The sequence below is a fragment of the Pseudomonas sp. AC229 genome (assembly GCF_979254655.1).
On sequence record NZ_CEEDHK010000003.1, the window covers coordinates 386,404 to 401,931 of the forward strand.

The window sequence follows — 15,528 nt, forward strand, 5'->3', positions numbered from 1 at the left end:
GGTCCGCGCTCTTTGAGCACAGCGCAACCCAACGCGCCATCAGCATTTTCGCCAAGCGGCAGGGATTTAATCGGTGTTCGATAAATCCCGGCTTACTCCTTTCCGAACGCTCTGCTAAAATCCCGCGCCTCTTCCGTCGGTAGGCCTGTAACGTGCCATTTACCTGGGTCGATTGGGCGATCATCGCCGTTATCGCAATTTCCAGTTTGATCAGCTTGAAACGCGGCTTCGTCAAAGAAGCGCTGTCGCTGGTAACTTGGATCATTGCTGGAGTCGTTGCCTGGATGTTCGGCGGCGCGCTTTCCCAGCACCTCGTGGATTACATCGACACCCCCTCAGCCCGCGTCATCGCCGGCTGCGCCATTCTCTTCGTGGCCACATTATTAGTGGGTGCCCTATTTAATTTTCTTATTGGCGAGCTGGTTCGCGTTACCGGACTATCGGGCACTGACCGCGTGCTGGGCATGGTGTTCGGTGCCGCACGGGGCGGTTTGCTGGTGGTGTTGCTGGTTGGATTATTGAGCCTGGCGCCGGTTACTCAGGACGCTTGGTGGAAAGAGTCATCACTGGTGCCGCACTTTCTGATCGTGGCGGACTGGTCGAAAAACATGATTCTTACCCTGGCCAGTCAGTGGCTGGCCAGCGGTGTGAGTGGGCCGGCAGAACTGTCGTTTAAAGATGTTCTGGCGCCCAAGCCGTTGTAGACGTTAGCAGTGGCGGTAACGAAGTAAGCAGTCGCGGTAATTCAGAAACGTAGCGAGCGAAGGTTAGGCGAGGCGAAAGCAGGTGAAAAAAGCGGAGTTGGCTCTAGCCAATGAGCATTTTTGAATCCCGTTTTCAACGAAGCCTAGCCGAGCGCAGTAGTTTCCCACTTCAAAGGGGTTGGTCGCATGTGTGGCATCGTGGGTATCGTCGGTAAGTCAAACGTCAATCAAGCGCTGTATGACGCGCTTACCGTGCTCCAACATCGCGGCCAGGACGCTGCCGGTATCGTGACCAGCCATGACGGCCGGTTGTATCTGCGCAAAGACAACGGACTGGTGCGCGATGTTTTCCATCAGCGCCATATGCAGCGTCTGGTCGGGCACATGGGCATCGGTCACGTGCGCTATCCGACGGCGGGCAGTTCCACGTCCGCTGAAGCACAGCCTTTCTACGTCAACTCGCCGTATGGCATCACCCTGGCCCACAACGGCAACTTGACCAACGTCGAGCAGCTGGCCAAGGAGATCTACGAGTCTGATCTTCGCCACGTCAACACCAGCTCCGACTCCGAAGTGCTGCTCAACGTGTTCGCCCACGAGCTGGCCGTTCGCGGCAAGTTGCAGCCGACCGAAGACGACGTGTTCGCCGCCGTCACCGACGTGCACAAGCGCTGCACCGGCGGTTACGCCGTGGTGGCCATGGTCACCGGTTATGGCATCGTCGGTTTCCGCGACCCTAACGGCATCCGTCCGATCGTATTTGGCCAGCGTCACACCGACGAAGGCGTGGAATACATGATCGCTTCGGAAAGCGTCTCGCTCGACGTGCTCGGCTTCACCCTGATCCGCGACCTGGCGCCGGGCGAAGCGGTGTACATCACCGAAGAAGGCAAGATTTCCACCCGCCAGTGCGCCACCAACCCGAAATACGCCCCGTGTATTTTTGAACACGTTTACCTGGCGCGTCCGGATTCGATCATGGACGGCATTTCGGTCTACAAAGCGCGTCTGCGTATGGGCGAGAAACTGGCCGATAAGATTCTGCGCGAGCGCCCGGATCACGACATCGATGTGGTTATCCCGATTCCGGACACCAGCCGCACCTCGGCTCTGGAACTGGCGAACCACCTGGGCGTGAAATTCCGCGAAGGCTTCGTTAAAAACCGCTACATCGGCCGCACCTTCATCATGCCGGGCCAGGCGGCGCGCAAGAAATCGGTACGCCAGAAGCTCAACGCCATCGAACTGGAATTCCGTGGCAAAAACGTGATGCTGGTCGACGACTCCATCGTGCGCGGCACCACCTGCAAGCAGATCATTCAGATGGCCCGCGAAGCCGGGGCCAAGAATGTGTACTTCTGCTCGGCAGCGCCGGCGGTGCGTTACCCGAACGTGTATGGCATCGACATGCCGAGCGCCCACGAACTGATCGCCCACAACCGCACCACCGAGGAAGTGGCTGAGCTGATCGGCGCCGACTGGCTGGTGTATCAAGACCTCAGCGACCTGATCGACGCGGTAGGCGGCGGCAAGGTCAAGATCGACCAGTTCGATTGCGCGGTGTTTGATGGCAAGTACGTCACCGGCGACGTCAACGAGGCGTACCTGAACAAAATCGAACAGGCGCGCAACGACTCGTCGAAGCTGAAGACCAATGTGGTCAGCGCCATCATCGACCTGTACAACAATTGATAACCCCCAGCCCGCGAAAGCGGGCTGAACGTTTTAGTGCTGAAGAATTGATGGAGAACGGGCATGACGCAGGAATGGGATGCGGGTCGGCTGGACAGTGACCTCGAAGGCGTAGGCTTCGACACTTTGGCGGTACGGGCCGGGCAACACCGTACCCCTGAAGGCGAGCATGGCGAGGCGATGTTCTTCACCTCCAGCTACGTGTTCCGCACTGCCGCCGACGCCGCGGCGCGCTTCTCTGGCGAAGTGCCGGGCAACGTCTATTCGCGTTACACCAACCCCACCGTACGCACCTTCGAAGAGCGCCTCGCCGCGCTGGAAGGGGCGGAGCAGGCGGTCGCAACGGCGTCTGGGATGTCGGCGATCATGGGTGTGGTCATGGCGTTTTGCAGCGCCGGCGACCACGTGCTGGTATCGCGCAGCGTGTTTGGTTCGACCATTAGCCTGTTTGAGAAATACCTGAAACGCTTCGGTGTGCAGGTCGACTACGTCGAGCTGACCAACGTCGCCGGGTGGGGCGAAGCCTGCAAGCCCAACACCAAAATGTTCTTTGTCGAATCACCCTCCAACCCGTTGGCCGAGCTGGTGGACATCGCCGCGCTGGCCGAAGTGGCTCATGCCCACGGCGCGAAACTGGTGGTCGACAACTGCTTCTGCACGCCGGTGCTGCAAAAGCCACTGGCGCTCGGCGCCGACGTGGTGGTGCATTCGGCCACCAAATTTATCGACGGCCAGGGCCGTTGCCTGGGCGGCGTGGTGGCCGGCAGTGCCAAGCTGATGGCCGAGCTGGTGGGCTTCGTGCGCACCGTTGGCCCGACCATGAGCCCGTTCAACGCTTGGGTGTTTCTCAAAGGCTTGGAAACCCTGCGCATCCGCATGCAAGCCCATTGCGCCAGTGCGCTGCAGTTGGCTCAGTGGTTGGAGCAGCAGCCGGGCATCGAGAAGGTTCACTACGCCGGCCTGCCAAGCCACCCGCAGCATGAGCTGGCCAAGCGTCAGCAACGTGCGTTTGGCGCCGTAGTGAGTTTTGAAGTGAAAGGCGGCAAAGAGGGCGCCTGGCGCTTTATCGACGCCACGCGTTTGCTCTCGATCACCGCTAACCTGGGCGACAGCAAATCCACCATCACCCACCCGAGCACCACGTCCCACGGTCGTTTGACGCCCGAAGAACGCGCTGCAGCGGGCATCCGCGACAGCTTGATCCGCGTGGCCGTTGGCCTCGAAGAAGTCGACGACATCCAGGCCGATCTGGCCCGGGGCCTCGCGGCGCTGTGATCGGGCGTCGCTGATGGTCGAGTTGGAAGTGGAGCGCCCGCTGGCCAGCAACGGCAAGGTGGCCTTGGTCACCGGCGCCGCGCGCGGCATTGGGCTGGGCATCGCCGCCTGGCTGATCGCCGAGGGTTGGCAAGTGGTGCTGGCTGATACCGAGCGTGAACGCGGCGCCAAGGTCGCCAAAGCGCTCGGCGACAACGCCTGGTTTGTGGCGATGGACGTCAGCCAGGAAAGCCAAGTGGTCGAAGGCGTGGCGCAGGTGCTGGGCCAGTTCGGCCGGCTGGATGCGCTGGTTAACAACGCCGGTATCGCCGACCCGCATAACGCGCCGCTCGATAGCCTGGAACTAGCCCACTGGAATCGCGTACTGGCGGTCAACCTCACCGGTCCGCTGCTGCTAGCCAAACACTGCGCGCCTTACCTGCGCGCGCATTACGGCGCCATCGTCAACATTACCTCTACCCGTGCCCATCAAGCTGAAGCCGACACCGAAGCGTACTCGGCGAGCAAGGGCGGCTTGCTGGCGCTCACTCACGCACTGGCCATCAGCCTGGGGCCGGACATTCGCGTCAACGCCGTCAGCCCAGGCTGGATCGACGCTCGCGACCCTCGCGAACGCCGCGCCGCGCCACTGACCGACGCCGACCACGACCAACATCCCGCTGGCCGCGTAGGCACGGTTGAAGACGTAGCCGCGCAAGTGGCGTGGCTGCTGTCGGCGAGCGCCGGGTTTGTGACGGGGCAAGAGTTTGTGGTGGATGGCGGCATGACGCGCAGGATGATTTACGTCGAGTAACGTCCGCGGCTAATGCTTTCGTAGGAGCCAGCTTGCTGGCGAAGCTCTTCAATAAAGAGCTTCGCCAGCAAGCTGGCTCCTACAAATCGGCCGTTTACCCACAGGTGATGCTGCGCCTCTTACTGCGGCCGCAGATCAATCGCCGAATCGCCTTGGCCATCAAACAGCTGCCCCGGCTTCTGCGGCAGTATGCTCGGCCGCGCGCTGTCGGCCGCGCCGCCTAGTACGCGAATGTCGCTGTATTTCTTGCCAGACAGCGCCGCCAAGCCCGCGCCATCACGCACGACGCTCGGTCTGAGGAACACCATCAAATTGCGCTTGGTATGGGCCTCTTTGGTTGAGCGAAAAAGCCGACCGAGCCATGGAATATCGCCTAACAGCGGCACTCGCGAATCGGTCATGGTCACGTCATCCTGAATCAGGCCGCCGAGCACAATGACCTGGCCGTCTTCGGCAAGGATGGTGCTTTTGATCGAGCGTTTGTTGGTGATCAAATCCACCGCCTGCGCAGACAGCGTGGCGCTGGGGGCAATCGAGGAAATCTCCTGTTCGATCTCCAACCGCAGCGAGGCGCCGTCGTTAATGTGCGGGGTGACCTTGAGGGTGACGCCGATATCTTTGCGTTCGATGGTCGTGAACGGATTGCTCGCGCCGTCGGTGGCCGTGGTGTACGAGCCGGTTTGGAAGGGCACGTTCTGCCCCACGAGAATCTCGGCTTTCTGGTTATCCAGCGTCAGCAGGCTTGGCGTGGAAAGCAGGTTGCTTTTGCTGTTGGCCGACAACGCCGTAATCAGCGCGCCGAAGTTCTTGCTGCCAATGCCGATGATGGCACCGTCGGGCAGGTTGTCCGGTACGGTGTCGTCCTGGATGGCTTGCAATACGGAGCCGACAGAAAGCCCGGTATTGCCGAAACTCACGCCGCCGACGCCACCGCTGCCGCCCCTTGCATCCACAGCCCATTGCACGCCGAGCGCGTCGGTGATGTCGCCGGAAATCTCGACGATTGCCGCCTCCACCATCACCTGCGCGCGCGGTACGTCGAGCTGATGCACGATGTCTTCGAGCATGGCCACGGTGTCTGGCTCGGCCAGCAATACCAATGCGTTCAGGCTTTCATCGGCGCGAATCAGAATGTTCTGCGGCTTGCCGCCACCGGCTTCGGCGGTACCGCCGCCAGCCGGGTTTTTAATGCCTTCGGAAATCTCGCCCAGCACGGTGGCCAGCGCCTTGGCATCGTTGTGCCGCAGCCGAATCACGCGGGTATTGGCAGAGCGGCTGCTGGGCGTGTCGAGGGATTTCGCCAGCCCAATCATCCGTGCGCGAGCGGCGGGCGGGCCGATCAGAATCAGGCGGTTGGTGCGCGTGTCGGCAATCACCTGAGTGCCCGCAGCGCCCTTTGCCTGGCCGTGCGCCACACTGGCATTGAGCGCTTCGGCGGCATCGGTGACCCAGGCGTATTGAAGGTTGACCACGCTGTAGTCGTTGTTGCTCTTCTGATCCAGCTGGTGAATCAGGTCTTCGATGCGCGTGATGTTGGCGCTGCGGTCGCTGATGATCAGGGCGTTGGCCGAGGTCACTGCTGCCAGGTGGCCGTATTGCGGAACGAGTGGGCGAATCAGTGGAATCAACTCGGCGACGTTGCCGTGCTGCACCTGAATCAGCCGCGTCTCCAGGCGATCCGGGGCGGCGCGGCCGGTGTCGGCGTCGGCTTTGGCTTCGGCGTTCGGCACGATGCGCGCCTGGTCGCCCTGGGTAATCACGCTAAAACCGTGGGTGGCCATTACCGAGAGGAACAGCTGGTACACCTCGCTGAGATTCAGCGGCGCTTTGGACACCACGTTGACCTGGCCTTTGACGCGCGGATCGACCACAAAGGTTTGCCCGGTGATGTCAGCGATCTGGTCGACGAACTCGGCGATGTCGGCGTCCTTGAGATTGATCGTCCAGCGTTCCTCGTTCTGCTGCTGCTCATCGCCGGCCGTGCCGTTTGCCGGCGTTATCGCGGCGCCAGCCGTGGCGCTGATGCTGAGCAGACCGCAGGCGAACAGGGCCAGGGTCAAGCGTGAAAGGGTCAATGGCATCGGCTTAATCGCTTTCCGTAGGCGGGTCGGTAGGGAGGGGTTCGGTTGAGCGCGGAGCAGCAGGGGGCTCGGGTTCGTTCACCGGCTCCTGGTCGGGTTCGGGCTGGCCACCAGCGCTTTCCATCTGTTGACGCAGGGCTTCCATGCGCTCTCGCAGCTGCTGTTCATCCTGCTGTTGCAGCGTGGACAGCGCGTCCACGGCGTCGTAGCTGCTAGGAAGCGGGCGGCTGGACGGGGCGTTTTTGTTCTTATTGAACATCAGCGTTTCCAGGCGGCCGTTGCGCTCGATTTCCACTCGATCGCGGTATACCGCATGCAGGCGGATGCCTTTGTCGATTTCCGCGCCCACGCCAAAGCGCAGCGGCTTGGCGTCTTCGCGTTGAATGATGGCACTGGAGCTGCGCGCATCGCTGTGAACAAAGCTGCCGCGCAGGGTCAGGCGCAGGCTGGTGGCCGGGGGCGCGGAGGTTTGCGCGACGCGGGCGGGGCCGAACAGGGTTTCTATACTGTCCAGGGCCGGTGCGCTGGAGAGCTCGCTGGCCTCATCGGTCTGCACGCTTACTTGGGTGCGGTTGAGTTGGAGCCATTCGATGGTTTGCGTGGCGAAACTCAAACTGATCAACAGGATCAACAACACGCCCAGCAATGTCGGGGCATTGTGCATCAGCCTGCGGAGGGTTTCGGGCACGGTCAAAGACGTTTCTCGCACTGTCGGATTTGCTGGCGGCCGATCATAGAGCAGCCAAGTGTTTTTACGCATCCACTTCGCGCCGTAGTCCTATTCTGTTTTATATGGCGGGGCGATGTGTTTTTTCGGCAGTGTGGTAAAGATAGCCGCCGTTGCACACTCTACGAGTCGCCTCGTCTAAAAAATCGATAAAAAAACAGCAGCATGGCGAATGATCGTCATCCTTAATCTTGAACATGGGCGCTGAGCAGCAGCCCCTTCCACAATGCCAAGGTCGGATTACAGATGAACGTCTCTCCGGTGGAAACCGTGTCACGCCGTTTACCGTTCAGTTACGCCAAGCGTAATGGCGTGGTGTTGATGCTCGATAAAGACCAGGTGTGCCTGGGCTTTCGGCCGGCCGTGGAGATGGTCGCGCTGGCCGAAGCGCAACGGTTTGTCGGCCGCCGCTTGCCGCTGCGAGCGCTCAGCCCGGCAGATTTCGATCAGGCCATGGCGGCGGCCTATCAGCATGATTCTGCGTCCATGCAACTGGCTGAAGACATCGGCGGGCGGCTCGACCTGGCTGCGCTTGCCGACCAGGTGCCCGAAACCGAAGACCTGATGGAGCAGGAAGACGACGCGCCGATCATTCGGTTGATCAACGCCATCCTTGGCGAATCGATCAAGGAAAACGCCTCCGACATTCACCTTGAGACCTTTGAAAAACGCTTGGTCGTGCGCTTTCGCGTCGACGGCGTGCTGCGCGAAGTGCTGGAGCCCAAACGCGAGTTGGCGGCGCTGTTGGTGTCTCGTATCAAGGTAATGGCGCGCCTGGACATCGCCGAGAAACGTGTGCCACAAGACGGTCGTATTTCCTTGCGCGTGGGCGGGCGGGAAGTGGACGTGCGGGTGTCGACGTTGCCCTCGGCCAACGGTGAGCGCGTGGTGCTGCGGCTGCTCGACAAACAAGCGGGGCGCTTGAGTTTGCAGCACTTGGGCATGTCCAGCCGGGACTGTCAGTTAATGGAAAGCAGCGTGCGCAAACCGCACGGCATCATTCTGGTCACCGGCCCCACGGGCTCGGGGAAAACCACCACCTTGTACGCCAGCCTCGTCAGCCTGAACGACCGCACGCGCAACATTCTTACCGTCGAAGACCCGATCGAATACCACCTTGAAGGCATTGGCCAAACGCAGGTCAACACCAAGGTGGACATGACCTTTGCCCGCGGCCTGCGGGCCATTCTTCGGCAAGACCCGGACGTGGTCATGGTTGGTGAAATCCGTGACGCCGAAACGGCGCAAATCGCCGTGCAGGCCTCGCTCACGGGGCATTTGGTGCTCTCGACCTTGCACACCAACAGCGCCATTGGCGCCGTAACCCGTCTAGTCGATATGGGCGTGGAACCGTTTCTGTTGTCGTCCTCGCTGCTCGGCGTATTGGCCCAGCGCCTGGTTCGTGTGCTCTGTCCGCACTGCAAAGAGGGCCTGCCAGTCACCGAAGCCGAGGCCCAAGTGCTGGGCGTGCGCAGCGGCGAAACGCCGGTCATTCATCACCCGCGCGGCTGCCCGGAATGCAAGCAGCAGGGCTATCGCGGGCGCACCGGTATTTATGAGTTGGTGGTGTTCGATGACCACATGCGCACGCTGGTCCACAGCGGCGCCGGCGAGCAGGAGATGACCCGGCACGCACGCGGCAACGGCCCGAGCATCCGCGATGATGGCCGGCGCAAAGTGATGCAGGGCGTCACCAGCCTGGAAGAAGTGCTGCGCGTGACGCGCGAAGACGAAGCGCCGACCACCGCTGCGCAACGGCGCGAACTATCTGCCAGTTCGCCGAATCAACACCAACGTAGGGGCGAGCGACGTGAAGACCGTTAAGTCCGTCGCCCGCGCTCTGACCGTCACCCAACCGGGCACATTCTGATGGCAGCGTTCGAATACCTTGCCCTGGACAACGCGGGGCGCCAGCAAAAGGGCGTGATGGAAGCCGACAGCGCGCGGCAGGTGCGGCAGATGCTGCGCGAAAAGCAACTGGCGCCGCTGCAAGTCAACGCCACGCGTACCCGCGAGCAGGCGAGCAACGATGGTCATTTCACCTTTGTGCGCGGGCTGTCGGCACGCGATCTGGCGATGCTCACGCGCCAGTTAGCCACACTGATTCAAGCCGCGTTGCCTATCGAAGAAGCGTTGCGCGCCGCCGCCGCTCAGGCCTCCGCACCGCGCGTGCAGGCAATGTTGCTGGCAGTGCGGGCGCGGGTGCTGGAAGGGCACAGCCTGGCGGCGGCGCTGAAAGAATTTCCCGCAGCATTCCCTGAGCTGTACCGCGCCACCGTGGCAGCGGGCGAGCACGCCGGGCACTTGGGCCCGGTGCTCGAACAGCTGGCTGACTACACCGAACAGCGCCAACAGTCGCGGCAGAAAGTACAGCTGGCGTTGTTGTACCCGCTGGTGCTGATGATCACCTCGCTGATTATCGTCGGCTTTTTGCTCGGCTATGTGGTGCCGGATGTGGTGCGCGTGTTTATCGATTCGGGGCAAACGCTGCCGGCCCTCACGCGCGGGCTGATCGCACTCAGTGATGCGGTGAAAAGTTGGGGCTGGTTATTTGTGCTGCTGGTGATTGCCGGTGGCTTCACCGCGCGTTGGGCGCTGCGCGATGACAACGTCAAACGGCGCTGGCACGGCTTTCAATTGCGCTTGCCGCTGGTGGGCCGATTGGTGCGTGCCACCGACTGTGCACGCTTCGCGTCGACCCTGGCCATTCTCACCCGCAGCGGCGTGCCGCTGGTGGAAGCGCTGAGCATTGGCGCCCAGGTGATTTCCAATCGCGTGATACGCGCCGACGTGGTCTTGGCTGCGCAAAAAGTCCGCGAGGGCGGCAGCCTGACCCGCGCTCTGGAAGCCAGCGGACAGTTCCCGCCGATGATGCTGCACATGATCGCCAGCGGCGAACGCTCCGGCGAACTGGACCAGATGCTGGCCCGCACCGCGCGCAATCAGGAGGGCGACCTGGCCGCCCAGATCGCGCTGATGGTCGGGCTGTTCGAGCCTTTTATGCTGGTGTTTATGGGCGTTGTGGTGCTGCTCATCGTGCTGGCAATTCTTCTTCCAATTTTGTCTCTGAACCAACTAGTGGGGTGATCACGATGCAAGCGAGCGTTATTCAAAACGGACTGCGACAACGGCAACGCCAGCGCGGTTTTACCCTGATTGAAATCATGGTGGTGGTGGTGATTCTCGGCATTCTCGCGGCGCTGATCGTGCCGCAGGTAATGAGCCGTCCCGACCAGGCGAAAATCACCGTGGCCAAAGGCGACGTCAAAGGCATCAGCGCTGCGCTGGACATGTACAAGCTCGACAACCACGCCTACCCGAGCACCCAGCAGGGCCTCGAAGCGCTGGTGAAAAAACCGAGCGGCAACCCGGTAGCCAAAAACTGGAACGCTGACGGCTACCTCAAGCGCGTGCCGGTGGACCCATGGGGCAACCCGTATCAATACCTGGCGCCGGGCAGCAAAGGCCCGTTCGATCTCTATTCCTTCGGCGCCGATGGCAAAGAAGGCGGCAGCGACAACGATGCAGATATCGGTAACTGGGATCAGTGAGTTTGAAGCGGCCGCAGGCCCTGGCCGGCTTCACCTTGGTGGAGCTGCTGGTGGTGCTGGTGATTCTTGGCACCCTGGTTGGGCTGGCGGTGCTCAGCACCGGCATCGCCGGCCCGGCGCGCGAGCTGCGCAACGAGGCCGAGCGGCTTAGCGGGCTGATTGGCGTGCTGGCCGATGAGGCCGTGTTGGACAACCGCGAATACGGCTTATGGTTTGACGCCTCGTCCTATCAAGTGCTGCGCTACGAGGCCGGCAAAAACCGCTGGCAGCCGGTGGATCGCGCGCCGCATCAGTTGCCTGGTTACGCCGTGCTGACGGTCGAACTGGAAGGCGCCGCGCTGAAACTTCCCAGCCAACTCGCCGAAGAAGACCAACCCAAAGACGCCGAGCGCAGCCCGCAGGTGTTGATTCTGTCTAGCGGTGAGCTCAGTCCGTTTCGCTTACAACTGGCCGAGAAGCGTGCCCAAGGCGCGCGCTTGCAGATGTCCACCGACGGTTTTCGCTTACCCAAAGTCGAAGCCGCAGACGGCAAAGGAGCCGGCAAGTGAGCCGTTGCCGTGGCTTCACCTTGCTCGAAGTGCTGGTAGCCCTGGCGATATTTGCGTTGGTGGCGGCCAGCGTTCTGGGCGTTAGCGCCCGCAGCTTGCAAACCGCTGCCCGGCTCGAAGACAAAACCCTGGCCATGTGGATTGCCGACAACCAGCTCAACGACATGCAACTGGCCCCCGCCGTGCCGGGTGTCGGCAATCAGCAAGGGCAGGTCGATTTCGCCAACCGTCAGTGGCAATGGCAAAGCACCGTGGAAGACACCAGCGAGCCGACCATGCGCCGGATCACCGTGTGGGTCGCCACGCGTGACGAGCGTGGACGCGGTGGCGAAATCAAAGACCGCGCCGTCGCCAGCTTGGTCGGCTTTGTCACCACCGAGCCGATTGAGGCCGGGCAATGAAACGCGCGCAAGGCTTTACCCTGCTGGAGCTGCTGATTGCCGTGGCCATCTTCGCGCTGCTGGCCTTGGCGACCTATCGCATGCTGAGCAGCGTAATGCAGGCCGACAGCGCCACGCGCAGTCACGAGCAGCAATTGCGGGAACTGGTGCGGGGCATGGCCGCGTTTGAGCGTGATGTGTTGCAAACGGTGCCGCGGCCGGTGCGTGATCCGTTTGGCGATGAACGTGCCGCGTTGCGCGGTGAAGACGGCGACGCCACTGCTCTGGAATTCACCCGCACCGGCTGGCGCAACCCCATGGGCGCGGCGCGGTCGCGCTTGCAACGGGTGCGCTGGGAACTCAGCGGCGAGCAATTGCAACGTCGCTATTGGCCGGTTCTCGATCAAGCGCAAGACAGCCAGCCGCAAGTGCAAGCCGTACTCGATGGGGTGACGCGCATGACGCTTCGCTACCTCGACCGCCAGGGCCAATGGCAAACCAGTTGGCCGCCTGCCGACGGCAACACAAGTGAGCGCCTGGAGCAACTGCCCAAAGCCCTGGAAGTGGTGCTCGAACACCGGCGCTACGGCCAGATTCGCCGCGTGTTGCGCCTGCCGGATCTTCCCGCTCAAGGCAACCCTGGCGGCGGTCAGAATCCGGATAACCCTGACGCCAACCCGGACGGCCAAAGCCCGGCGCCCGATAATTCGCAGGTGCTGGAATGAAGCGACAACAGGGTGTGGCGCTGATCACCGTGCTGCTGGTCGTGGCGGTAGTCACCGTGGTGTGCGCCGGCATGATCGCCCGCCAACATGTTGCCATTCGCAGCAGCGCCAATCTGCTCGATACCCGTCAAGCCTGGCAGTACGCGCTGGGCGGTGAGACGCTGGCCAAAGCCGTGCTTAAACGCGATGCGCGTGGCGGCGATCCGCGTCAGTCGGTGGATCATCTTGGCGAGGACTGGGCCAAACCCATGCAGCCGTTTGCGCTGGATGAAGGCGGGGTGCTCAGCGTGCGCATCGAAGACCCCAGCGGCCGCTTCAACCTCAACAGCTTGGTGCGCCAGCAGCAAGTGGACGAAACCGCCGTGCTGCGCTTTCGCCGCCTGCTGCTGCGCCTGGACATTGCCACGCCCTATGCCGAACGCTTGGTAGATTGGCTTGACGTGGACCAGGAAGCCACCGGCAGCGAAGGCGCCGAAGACAATCAGTATCTGCTCGCCAAGCCGGCCTATCGCGCCGCCAACCGTCGCCTGCAAGACGTCTCCGAGCTACGGTTATTGCTGGGCATGACCGAGGCCGACTTCCGACGGCTGCAGCCCTACGTGAGTGTCTTGCCGGGCGACGCGCCGCTGAACGTCAACACGGCTGGCGCCATGGTGCTGTCGTGTCTGGCGGACGGCCTGACGCCGGCGCTGGCACAAGGTGTTGTGCTGGCGCGCGGCAAGGAGGGCTTCGCCTCCGTGGACGCCTTTCTCGCCCAGCCCGGGCTGGCCGGGCAGGGAATCGAGGGGCAGGGCTTGGCAGTCGGTAGTGCGTATTTTCAAGCGATCAGCGAGGTGCGGATGGGTGATCGCCGGCAGGTGGTGGTGAGTAACATGCACCGAGATCAACAAGGGCGCGTGCGTGTACTGGCGCGCGACCTTGGACAAGACGGGCTGATCGCCATTGGCGCGACCGCCCCCGCAACAAATGAGGAGCAGGCACGATGAGCCTGGTAACGATTTTTCTACCGGCGGCCGCTGCGGTGGCCGTCGACGAAACCCTGCTGGTGCATCGCATCCGCGCGGGCGTACACGACCAGCTGTTGCTCGCCGAAGCGATGGTGGAACTGGATGAACCGTGGCGCCTGGTGATTCCGGTCGAGGCGGCCACCGCGTGCGCCGTGGCGCTGCCCACGCAGAAAGCGCGCTGGCTGCGTCAGGCCCTGCCGTTTGCTGTGGAGGAATTGCTCGCCGAAGACGTCGAGCAATTTCACCTGGCCCTCGGCACGCCGCTGGGGGACGGGCGTAACCGTATTGTCGCCGTACGCGCAGCCTGGCTGCAGGGCTGGCTCGCTGCATGTCCGGTGGCGCCGGTGAGTATTCATGTCGATGCCGACTTGCTGCCTGACGTCGGCACCCAGTTGTGCTGGCTTGGCGAGCGCTGGCTGCTGGGCGGCCAGTTGGCCACGCGTATGGCGGTGGCGCAGGACGATTGGCCGCACATTGCCGACCAGTGCCCGCTGCCCTTGCACGCCATCGCGCCGCCGACGCAGGCGTTGCCGGACGGCATCGAAACCGCCCAGCGTGAAGAGGACGTTTACCTTTGGCTTGCTGCGCAGACTGCCGGCTGCAACCTGGCCCAAGGCGAGTTGGCCAGCCGCGAAGACAGCCAAGGCTGGAAACGCTGGCGCTCGGTGCTGGGGCTGGTTGGGTTATGGCTGGTGCTTCAGTGGGGTTTCAACCTGGCGCAGGCCTGGCAGTTGCAATACAAGAGCGACACCATCGCCGCCGCCAATGCGGCGCTGTACCGCGAGTTGTTTCCGCAGGACAGCAAGCTGGTGAACCTGCGTCATCAGCTCGATGAGCACCTGAGCCAAGGGCGCACGGCTGGGGGCAGTCGCTTTCTTGCCCTGATGGACCTGGCCAGCACCGCTGTGCAAGCTGATGGCGGTCTGGTGCGCGTTCGACAGTTGGACTTCAGCGACACCCGCGGCGACCTCGCGCTGCAACTGCAAGCGCCGGACTTCAGCGCACTGGAGCGCCTGCGCCAACGCCTGGCGGATGCCGGTTTGCCCGTGCAATTGGGCTCGGCGAGTCGAGAAAACAATGGCGTCAGCGCCCGCTTGGTCGTAGGAGGGCAGGGATGAATACCGCCACGTTTAAAACGCAGCTGCTGGACCGCTGGCATCGCTCACCGGTGCAACGGCGCTGGACCACCCTGGCGCCGCGTGAGCGTTTGGCGCTCGGTCTGATGGTTATCTGCGTGCTCGGGGCGCTGCTCTATATCAGCTTCTGGCAGCCCGCCCAACATCGCCTGCACAACGCCCGCGAAGCGCTCGCGCAGCAATTGGAGCTGAGCGGCTACCTGCAAGCCAAAGCCCCGCAAGCCCGTGCCTTGGTGGAAAAACCCACCACCAGCCTGGCGCCGGAACAGCTGCAAGGTTATGTGACCACCAGTGCTGCGGCGGCCCAGCTGACCATCGAACGCCTCGACAGCGCCGGCGACGGCAGCTTGCAAGTGAACCTGCAACCGGTGGCCTTTAACGTGCTGTTGCGTTGGTTCCAGGCGTTGGAAGGGCAGGGCGTACGAATTGACGAGGCCGGCATGGACCGCAACGAAGAAGGATTGGTGACGGCGCGGTTGACGTTGCGGGTTGGGCAATAGGTAACGGGTCTGGAATTGCCTTTTGCAAGTAATCGCGGCTAAAGCCGCTTTCACAGGAAACATTACTTGCTGTGGGTGCTGCTGGGCGGCACCCACTTTGATGTAGCGCTTAGGCGCAAAAACGTGCGGCTCAGCCAAAACAGCCTAATTCACCTAATTTCAGAAAATTTCTATACAGGGTGTTGACTTAGGTATGCCCCCCGCGTAAATTTCGCGCCTCGCAAGCAAGGGGTGATTAGCTCAGCTGGGAGAGCATCTGCCTTACAAGCAGAGGGTCGGCGGTTCGATCCCGTCATCACCCACCACTTGTGAAACCGGACGAAAGTCCACCGACGCGCAGCGGTAGTTCAGTCGGTTAGAATACCGGCCTGTCACGCCGGGGGTCGCGGGTTCGAGTCCCGTCCGCTGC

General features: G+C 62.3%; 15 protein-coding genes and 2 tRNA genes. 15 read left to right on the top strand and 2 right to left on the bottom strand.

The annotated features are described in order from the left end of the window. The first annotated feature begins 152 nt into the window (after positions 1 to 152). The 4 genes from AC0IW7_RS06525 (at position 153) to AC0IW7_RS06540 (ending at position 4,464) form a co-directional block, all read left to right on the top strand. A complete protein-coding gene (locus AC0IW7_RS06525; RefSeq protein ID WP_122497200.1) occupies positions 153 to 704 on the top strand; it encodes a CvpA family protein in 552 nt (183 codons plus the stop codon). Between the two features lie 186 nt (positions 705 to 890). Continuing rightward, entirely contained in the window at positions 891 to 2,396 is a 1,506-nt protein-coding gene (gene purF, locus AC0IW7_RS06530; RefSeq protein WP_122497202.1) for an amidophosphoribosyltransferase, read from the top strand. A gap of 63 nt (positions 2,397 to 2,459) precedes the next feature. Further along, complete coding sequence (locus AC0IW7_RS06535) at positions 2,460 to 3,671, top strand: O-succinylhomoserine sulfhydrylase (protein WP_471816545.1); 1,212 nt, start codon at positions 2,460 to 2,462, stop codon at positions 3,669 to 3,671. A 13-nt stretch (positions 3,672 to 3,684) separates the two neighbouring features. Next, on the top strand, positions 3,685 to 4,464 hold the full coding sequence (locus AC0IW7_RS06540) for an SDR family oxidoreductase (RefSeq protein WP_471816547.1): 780 nt from the start codon (positions 3,685 to 3,687) through the stop codon (positions 4,462 to 4,464). 119 nt (positions 4,465 to 4,583) lie between these two features. Here AC0IW7_RS06540 and gspD read toward each other — a convergent pair whose 3' ends face one another. Together gspD and AC0IW7_RS06550 are read right to left on the bottom strand one after the other, a co-directional pair. After that, the gene (gene gspD / locus AC0IW7_RS06545) at positions 4,584 to 6,545 is read right to left on the bottom strand and encodes a type II secretion system secretin GspD (RefSeq protein WP_471816549.1); all 1,962 of its coding nucleotides are present in this window, start codon (positions 6,543 to 6,545) and stop codon (positions 4,584 to 4,586) included. A 4-nt stretch (positions 6,546 to 6,549) separates the two neighbouring features. Further along, a complete protein-coding gene (locus AC0IW7_RS06550; protein ID WP_471816551.1) occupies positions 6,550 to 7,209 on the bottom strand; it encodes a type II secretion system protein N in 660 nt (219 codons plus the stop codon). 309 nt (positions 7,210 to 7,518) lie between these two features. Here AC0IW7_RS06550 and gspE point away from each other — a divergent pair, with 309 nt between their 5' ends. The 11 genes from gspE to AC0IW7_RS06605 all read left to right on the top strand — a co-directional run bounded on the left by gspE (position 7,519) and on the right by AC0IW7_RS06605 (position 15,528). After that, the gene (gene gspE, locus AC0IW7_RS06555) at positions 7,519 to 9,096 is read left to right on the top strand and encodes a type II secretion system ATPase GspE (RefSeq protein WP_463541803.1); all 1,578 of its coding nucleotides are present in this window, start codon (positions 7,519 to 7,521) and stop codon (positions 9,094 to 9,096) included. Positions 9,097 to 9,141: 45 nt separating this feature from the next. Then, complete coding sequence (xcpS, locus tag AC0IW7_RS06560; RefSeq protein ID WP_471816553.1) at positions 9,142 to 10,359, top strand: GspF family T2SS innner membrane protein variant XcpS; 1,218 nt, start codon at positions 9,142 to 9,144, stop codon at positions 10,357 to 10,359. A 5-nt stretch (positions 10,360 to 10,364) separates the two neighbouring features. Beyond that, positions 10,365 to 10,823, top strand: coding sequence for a type II secretion system major pseudopilin GspG (gene gspG, locus AC0IW7_RS06565; RefSeq protein ID WP_471816555.1), 459 nt, complete (start codon positions 10,365 to 10,367; stop codon positions 10,821 to 10,823). A gap of 2 nt (positions 10,824 to 10,825) precedes the next feature. Beyond that, positions 10,826 to 11,371: a type II secretion system minor pseudopilin GspH gene (gene gspH / locus AC0IW7_RS06570; protein ID WP_471816557.1), complete on the top strand. Its 546-nt coding sequence runs from the start codon at positions 10,826 to 10,828 to the stop codon at positions 11,369 to 11,371. Continuing rightward, positions 11,368 to 11,772, top strand: a complete 405-nt coding sequence (gspI, locus tag AC0IW7_RS06575; protein WP_471816558.1) for a type II secretion system minor pseudopilin GspI — start codon at positions 11,368 to 11,370, stop codon at positions 11,770 to 11,772. The genes gspH and gspI overlap by 4 nt, the downstream gene beginning before the upstream one ends. Continuing rightward, the gene (gspJ, locus tag AC0IW7_RS06580) at positions 11,769 to 12,476 is read left to right on the top strand and encodes a type II secretion system minor pseudopilin GspJ (RefSeq protein ID WP_471816559.1); all 708 of its coding nucleotides are present in this window, start codon (positions 11,769 to 11,771) and stop codon (positions 12,474 to 12,476) included. The genes gspI and gspJ overlap by 4 nt, the downstream gene beginning before the upstream one ends. Further along, the gene (gspK, locus tag AC0IW7_RS06585; protein ID WP_471816560.1) at positions 12,473 to 13,462 is read left to right on the top strand and encodes a type II secretion system minor pseudopilin GspK; all 990 of its coding nucleotides are present in this window, start codon (positions 12,473 to 12,475) and stop codon (positions 13,460 to 13,462) included. The genes gspJ and gspK overlap by 4 nt, the downstream gene beginning before the upstream one ends. Next, positions 13,459 to 14,601 carry a type II secretion system protein GspL gene (gene gspL / locus AC0IW7_RS06590; RefSeq protein WP_471816562.1) on the top strand — a complete coding sequence of 381 codons (1,143 nt, stop codon included), beginning with the start codon at positions 13,459 to 13,461 and terminating at the stop codon, positions 14,599 to 14,601. The genes gspK and gspL overlap by 4 nt, the downstream gene beginning before the upstream one ends. After that, positions 14,598 to 15,119, top strand: coding sequence for a type II secretion system protein M (locus AC0IW7_RS06595; protein ID WP_471816563.1), 522 nt, complete (start codon positions 14,598 to 14,600; stop codon positions 15,117 to 15,119). Before gspL ends, AC0IW7_RS06595 begins: the two co-directional genes overlap by 4 nt. A gap of 229 nt (positions 15,120 to 15,348) precedes the next feature. Further along, positions 15,349 to 15,424 (top strand) — tRNA-Val (locus AC0IW7_RS06600). Between the two features lie 31 nt (positions 15,425 to 15,455). Continuing rightward, positions 15,456 to 15,528: transfer RNA gene (locus tag AC0IW7_RS06605), tRNA-Asp, on the top strand.